This is a genomic window from Eisenbergiella sp. OF01-20 (assembly GCF_003478085.1).
In the GTDB taxonomy this organism is placed as follows: Bacteria; Bacillota; Clostridia; order Lachnospirales; family Lachnospiraceae; genus Eisenbergiella.
Genome location: NZ_QUES01000073.1, coordinates 1 through 6,334 on the forward strand (window position 1 = coordinate 1; position 6,334 = coordinate 6,334).

The 6,334-nt window shown below is 53.1% G+C and carries 2 protein-coding genes; both read left to right on the forward strand.

The features are described from left to right. Positions 1-79 precede the first annotated feature (79 nt). The gene (gene gltB, locus DXA36_RS32260; protein WP_118683603.1) at positions 80-4,624 is read left to right on the forward strand and encodes a glutamate synthase large subunit; all 4,545 of its coding nucleotides are present in this window, start codon (positions 80-82) and stop codon (positions 4,622-4,624) included. A gap of 50 nt (positions 4,625-4,674) precedes the next feature. Next, a complete protein-coding gene (locus DXA36_RS32265) occupies positions 4,675-6,168 on the forward strand; it encodes a glutamate synthase subunit beta (RefSeq protein WP_118683604.1) in 1,494 nt (497 codons plus the stop codon). The last annotated feature ends 166 nt before the right edge of the window (positions 6,169-6,334 follow it).

Below are 6,334 nucleotides of genomic sequence, written 5' to 3' on the forward strand. Positions count from 1 at the left end.
CGGGGCAGGCAACCCACAGGGCACCGCCGCATCCGCACATGAGGAAGAATCCAAAACGCACAGGGAGAGGAGTAAGATTATGTTTGATGTGAAAATGGAAGTCCCCGAAGCGCCTCTGTACAGGAAGCAGTTTGAGCATGATAACTGCGGCATTGGTGCCTGCGTAAACATCAAAGGAACCAAATCCAGGGCAACCGTGGAAAATGCCCTGAAGATTGTGGAAAACCTGGAGCACCGCGCCGGAAAGGATGCGGAAGGCAAAACCGGTGACGGCGTGGGTATACTGACCCAGGTGCCTCATACCTTTTTTAAAAGAGTGACGAAACCTCTGGGCATCGAGCTTGGCGGCGAAAGGGAATACGGCGTGGGCATGTTCTTTTTCCCGCAGGATGAGCTGAAAAGAAACCAGGCCAGAAAGATGTTTGAAATCATAGTGGAGAAGGAAGGGCTGGAATTCCTGGGCTGGCGTGATGTGGACTGTGCTCCGGAAGTTCTGGGGCAGAGAGCGGTGGGATGTATGCCCTGTATCATGCAGGGGTTTGTGAAAAAACCCGCCGATACCCCCAAAGGGATTGCATTTGACCGCAGACTTTATGTGGCCCGCCGCGTTTTCGAGCAATCCACCGACAATACGTATGTGGTATCGTTATCCAGCCGGACCGTATGCTATAAGGGCATGTTTTTGGTAGGACAGCTGCGTACCTTTTTTAAGGATCTGCAGAGTGCGGATTTTGAATCCGCCATTGCCATCGTCCATTCCCGTTTTTCCACCAATACCAATCCCAGCTGGGAAAGGGCTCATCCCAACCGCTTTATCGTACACAACGGAGAGATCAACACCATCCGCGGCAACTATGACAAAATGCTTGCCCGTGAGGAAAATATGGAATCCGAACATCTCCACGGCCTTCTCCACAAGGTTCTCCCCGCCGTCGACCCGGACGGCTCCGATTCCGCCATGCTGGATAACACCCTGGAATTCCTGGTGATGAGCGGCATGGATCTGCCTCTTGCCGTAATGATAACCATTCCCGAACCCTGGGCAAATAATAAGACCATGTCCCAGTCCAAACGGGATTTTTACCAATATTATGCCACCATGATGGAGCCATGGGACGGCCCGGCTTCCATCCTTTTTTCCGACGGGGATATCATGGGCGCCGTCCTTGACCGTAACGGCCTGCGGCCCTCCCGTTATTTTGTCACGGAGGATGATCAGCTGATCCTCTCCTCCGAGGTGGGTGTCCTGGATATCGATCCCGCAAAAATTAAAATGAAGGAACGCCTGCGCCCCGGCAAGATGCTGCTGGTGGATACTGTCAAAGGGGAAGTGATTGACGACGACCGGCTCAAAGAAGCCTATGCCTCCCGCCAGCCATATGGGGAATGGCTGGATAACAACCTGGTGGAACTGAAAAATCTGAAAATCCCCAATGAGAGAGTGCCGGAATTTACAGCCGTGGAAAGGCAGCGCTTACAAAAGGCCTTCGGTTACACCTATGACGAGATGAAGACCAGCATCCTGCCCATGGCAAAAAACGGCGGAGAAGCCATAGCCGCCATGGGTGTGGATACCCCTCTGCCTTTTTTGAGCAAAACCCACCATCCGCTGTTCCATTATTTCAAGCAGCTGTTTGCCCAGGTGACCAATCCCCCTATTGACGCCATCCGTGAGCATGTGGTGACCTCCACCACCGTCTATATCGGGGCGGAAGGGGATGTGCTGGAGGAAAAGGCCAAAAACTGCAACGTGCTGAAGGTAAATAACCCTATCCTCACCAACACCGATCTGATGAAAATCAAAAGCATGAAGGAGGAAGGCTTTAAGACCGCGGTAGTTCCTATTATTTACTATAAAAATACAAAACTGGAACGGGCTATCGAGCATCTGTTCGTGGAGGCCGACCGGGTTTACCGGGACGGCGCCAACATCCTGATCCTTTCCGACAGGGGGGTGGATGAAAACCATGTGGCTATTCCTTCCCTGCTGGCGGTATCCGCCTTAAACCAGCACCTGGTAAAAACAAAAAAACGTACCGGCGTAGCCCTGATTCTGGAGTCCGGCGAACCCAGAGACGTCCATCATTTCGCCACGCTCCTTGGCTATGGCGCCTGCGCCATCAACCCTTATCTGGCCCAGGAGTCCATTAAAGAGCTCATCGATAACAAAATGCTGGACAAAGATTACTACGCCGCCGTAAATGATTATAATAAAGCCATTTTAAACGGTATTGTAAAAATTGCTTCCAAAATGGGCATTTCCACCATCCAGTCCTACCAGGGTTCCCAGATTTTTGAAGCCATCGGCATCGATCCGGATGTGATCAACAACTATTTTACCAACACGGTATGCCGTATCGGCGGCACCTCCCTGGCGGATATGGAAAAAGAAGTGGATACCCTCCATTCCATGGCTTTTGACCCCCTGGGACTCGCCACGGATCTCACCCTGGACAGTCCGGGACACCATAAAATGAGGAGCGGAGGCGACGAGCATCTGTACAATCCCGCCACCATCCATGCTCTCCAGGAGGCTGCCCGCAGAGGGGATTACGAACTTTTCAAACAGTACACGGCCCTGGTAAATGATGAAAATTCCATCAAAAACCTGCGCGGCCTGATGGATTTCAAATATCCGAAAAAAGGCATTCCTCTGGAGGAAGTGGAAAGCGTGGACTCCATTGTCACCCGCTTTAAAACCGGCGCCATGTCCTATGGCTCCATCTCCAGGGAAGCCCATGAAACCATGGCTGTCGCCATGAACCGCCTGCACGGAAAATCCAATTCCGGGGAAGGGGGAGAGGAGGTGGAACGCCTCAGCGTGGGAGCGGACGGTGTGAACCGCTGTTCGGCCATCAAGCAGGTAGCCAGCGGCCGCTTCGGTGTTACCAGCCAGTATCTGGTAAGCGCGCAGGAACTGCAGATTAAAATGGCCCAGGGCGCAAAACCCGGGGAAGGCGGTCATCTTCCCGGCGGTAAGGTATATCCCTGGATAGCCAAAACCAGACATTCCACCCCTGGCGTGGGCCTGATATCCCCGCCGCCCCACCACGACATTTATTCCATTGAGGATTTGGCCCAGCTGATTTATGACCTGAAAAACGCCAATAAAAACGCGCGTATTTCCGTAAAACTGGTTTCCGTTGCAGGCGTGGGAACCGTGGCAGCCGGTGTAGCCAAAGCAGGCGCACAGGTCATCCTGATTTCCGGCTATGACGGCGGAACCGGCGCGGCGCCAAAAAGTTCCATCCATAATGCGGGCCTTCCCTGGGAGCTGGGATTGTCGGAAACCCATCAGACCCTTATCCAAAACGGCCTGCGCCAGCGGGTCCGCATCGAAACCGACGGCAAGCTGATGAGCGGGCGGGACGTGGCGATTGCCGCTATATTGGGCGCTGAAGAATTCGGCTTTGCCACAGCCCCGCTGATCACTATGGGCTGTGTCATGATGCGCGTCTGCAACCTGGACACCTGTCCGGTAGGTGTGGCGACCCAGAACCCGGAATTGCGGGGCCGTTTCCGGGGAAAACCGGAATACGTCATCAACTTCATGCGTTTTATCGCGGAAGAACTGCGGGAATACATGGCAAAGCTGGGTGTCCGCAGCGTCGATGAACTGGTGGGAAGAACCGATCTTCTCACCCGGAAAGAAAACCTGACACCTGCCCAGAAAAAAATAGACATCAGCGGTATTCTTAACAATCCCTATGCCGGAAAAGCAGGCTCTATCTGCGATCCGAAAAAAGGATATGATTTTGCACTGGAAAAAACGCTGGATGAAAAGCTTCTGCTTAAACAGATGTCCGGTGCTATGGAAGCCGGACAGAATCGCAGTATGGAGGTGGAGGTATCCAATACCGACCGCACCTTCGGCACCTTGCTTGGTTCTGAAATCACGAGAAAATTCGGAACCTCCCTGGAGGAGGACAGTTACCGTGTACGAAGCAAGGGTACAGGCGGACAGAGCTTCGGCGCCTTTATCCCCAGAGGCCTGACCCTGGAACTGGTGGGTGACAGCAACGATTACTTTGGAAAAGGGCTTTCCGGCGGCAAGCTGATCGTTTACCCCCCTAAAGGAACCCGCTTCAAACCGGAGGATAACGTTATTATCGGCAATGTGGCCCTGTACGGCGCCACCAGCGGAAAAGCCTTTGTCAACGGCGTGGCGGGGGAACGCTTCGCTGTCCGCAATTCCGGCTGCCTTGCGGTTGTGGAAGGTGTGGGAGATCATGGCTGCGAGTACATGACCGGAGGCCGTGTCGCGGTACTCGGACGCACCGGTAAGAATTTTGCCGCGGGTATGAGCGGCGGCATAGCCTATGTGCTGGATGAAGGGAACGATCTTTATATCCGCCTGAACAAGGAAATGGTATCCTCCCATGAGATAACCTCCAAATATGACGTACAGGAGCTTAAAGAGATGATCCAGGAGCATGTGGCCTACACCAACTCTGAAAAAGGCAAGGAAATTCTGGAACATTTTGGGGATTACCTTCCTAAATTCAAGAAAATTATCCCTCATGACTACGAGCGCATGCTGACTACCATCGTTCAGATGGAAGAAAAAGGGTTAAGCGCGGAACAGGCCCAGATAGAAGCCTTCTACGCCAATATGAGAAAATAAGGTAACGATTCATGATGCCCGTCATATCCGCGGCAGAAAGTGAGGAAAACATGGGAAAACCAACCGGATTTATGGACTATGACAGAAAAGTGAGCTTTGCCGAAAAACCGGCAGACAGAATAAAACATTTCAGGGAATTCCATCAGCACCTGTCAAGGGAGGAACAGCAGCTTCAGGGCGCCCGCTGTATGGAATGCGGCGTGCCCTTCTGCCAGTCCGGCATGATGCTGAACGGCATGACCTCCGGCTGTCCCCTGCATAACCTGGTGCCTGAGTGGAACGACCTGGTATATACCGGAAACTGGGAACAGGCCTACGAACGTCTGAAAAAAACCAACAATTTCCCTGAATTCACCGCCCGCGTATGCCCCGCCCTCTGCGAGGCGGCCTGTACCTGCGGGCTGGGAGGAGAACCTGTAGCCACAAAAGAAAACGAATACGCCATCATTGAAAACGCCTACGAAAAGGGATATGCCCAGCCATGCCCCCCGAACCAGCGTTCCGGCAAAAAAGTAGCGGTAATAGGCAGCGGTCCATCCGGCCTGGCGGCAGCCGACCAGCTTAACAAACGCGGCCATAACGTCACCGTATACGAACGATCCGACCGCGCCGGCGGGCTGCTCATGTACGGAATCCCCAACATGAAGCTGGAAAAACGGATTGTACAGCGAAAAATAAAGATAATGGAAGAAGAAGGCGTGACCTTCCTCACAGGTACCGACGTGGGCAAAGACCTCAAACCGGCCCGGCTTCTCCAGGAATATGACCGCATCCTCTTAGCCTGCGGCGCCTCCAATCCCAGAGATATTAACGCCCCGGGCCGTGATGCAAAGGGGATACATTTTGCCGTCGATTTCCTGACAGCCAACACCAAAAGCCTCCTCGATTCCAATCTGGCCGACGGAAAATACGTGAATACGAAAGACAAAAACGTCATCATCATCGGAGGCGGTGATACCGGAAACGACTGCGTGGGAACCTGCATACGCCACGGCTGTAAATCCGTCATCCAAATAGAAATGATGCCCAAAGCCCCCGATGAAAGAGCTGAAAATAACCCCTGGCCCGAATGGCCCAAAATCTCCAAAACCGACTACGGCCAGGAAGAAGCCATTGCCCTCTACGGCCGCGATCCCAGAATTTACGAATCCACCGTCAAAGAATTTATAAAAGACAAAAACGGGATCCTCAAAGCCGTAAAAATCATCAGACTCAAACCGGAAAAAGATCCCCGCACCGGCAGAATAACCCCCAAGGAACTCCCTGGCACCGAACAACTCCTCGAAGCCGATATCGTACTCATAGCCGCCGGATTTCTCGGAAGCCAGAAATACGTAACCGATGCATTCAAGATAGAAACCGACCCACGCACCAACGTAAAAACAGAAAAAGGAAAATACAAAACAAACACAGACAAAATATTCGTCACAGGAGACATGCACAGAGGACAATCCCTTGTCGTATGGGCCATCCGCGAAGGAAGAGAAGCCGCCAGAGAAATAGACCAAAGCCTGATGGGGTATACAAACGTGCCGTCCCAGTAGGCGGTGCGAAAAGAAGGGAAAAGAAGGTTCGCAGGGGGAGCTTGCTCATCCTGCGAACCTTCTTTTCCCTTCTTTTCATAGGGCGTACGCCCGTGCATCCAGGGGAGCCCGCAGGGATTCCCTGGATGTACACCGCCGGCCTCCCCCCACAGCCCCACCTCCCCCG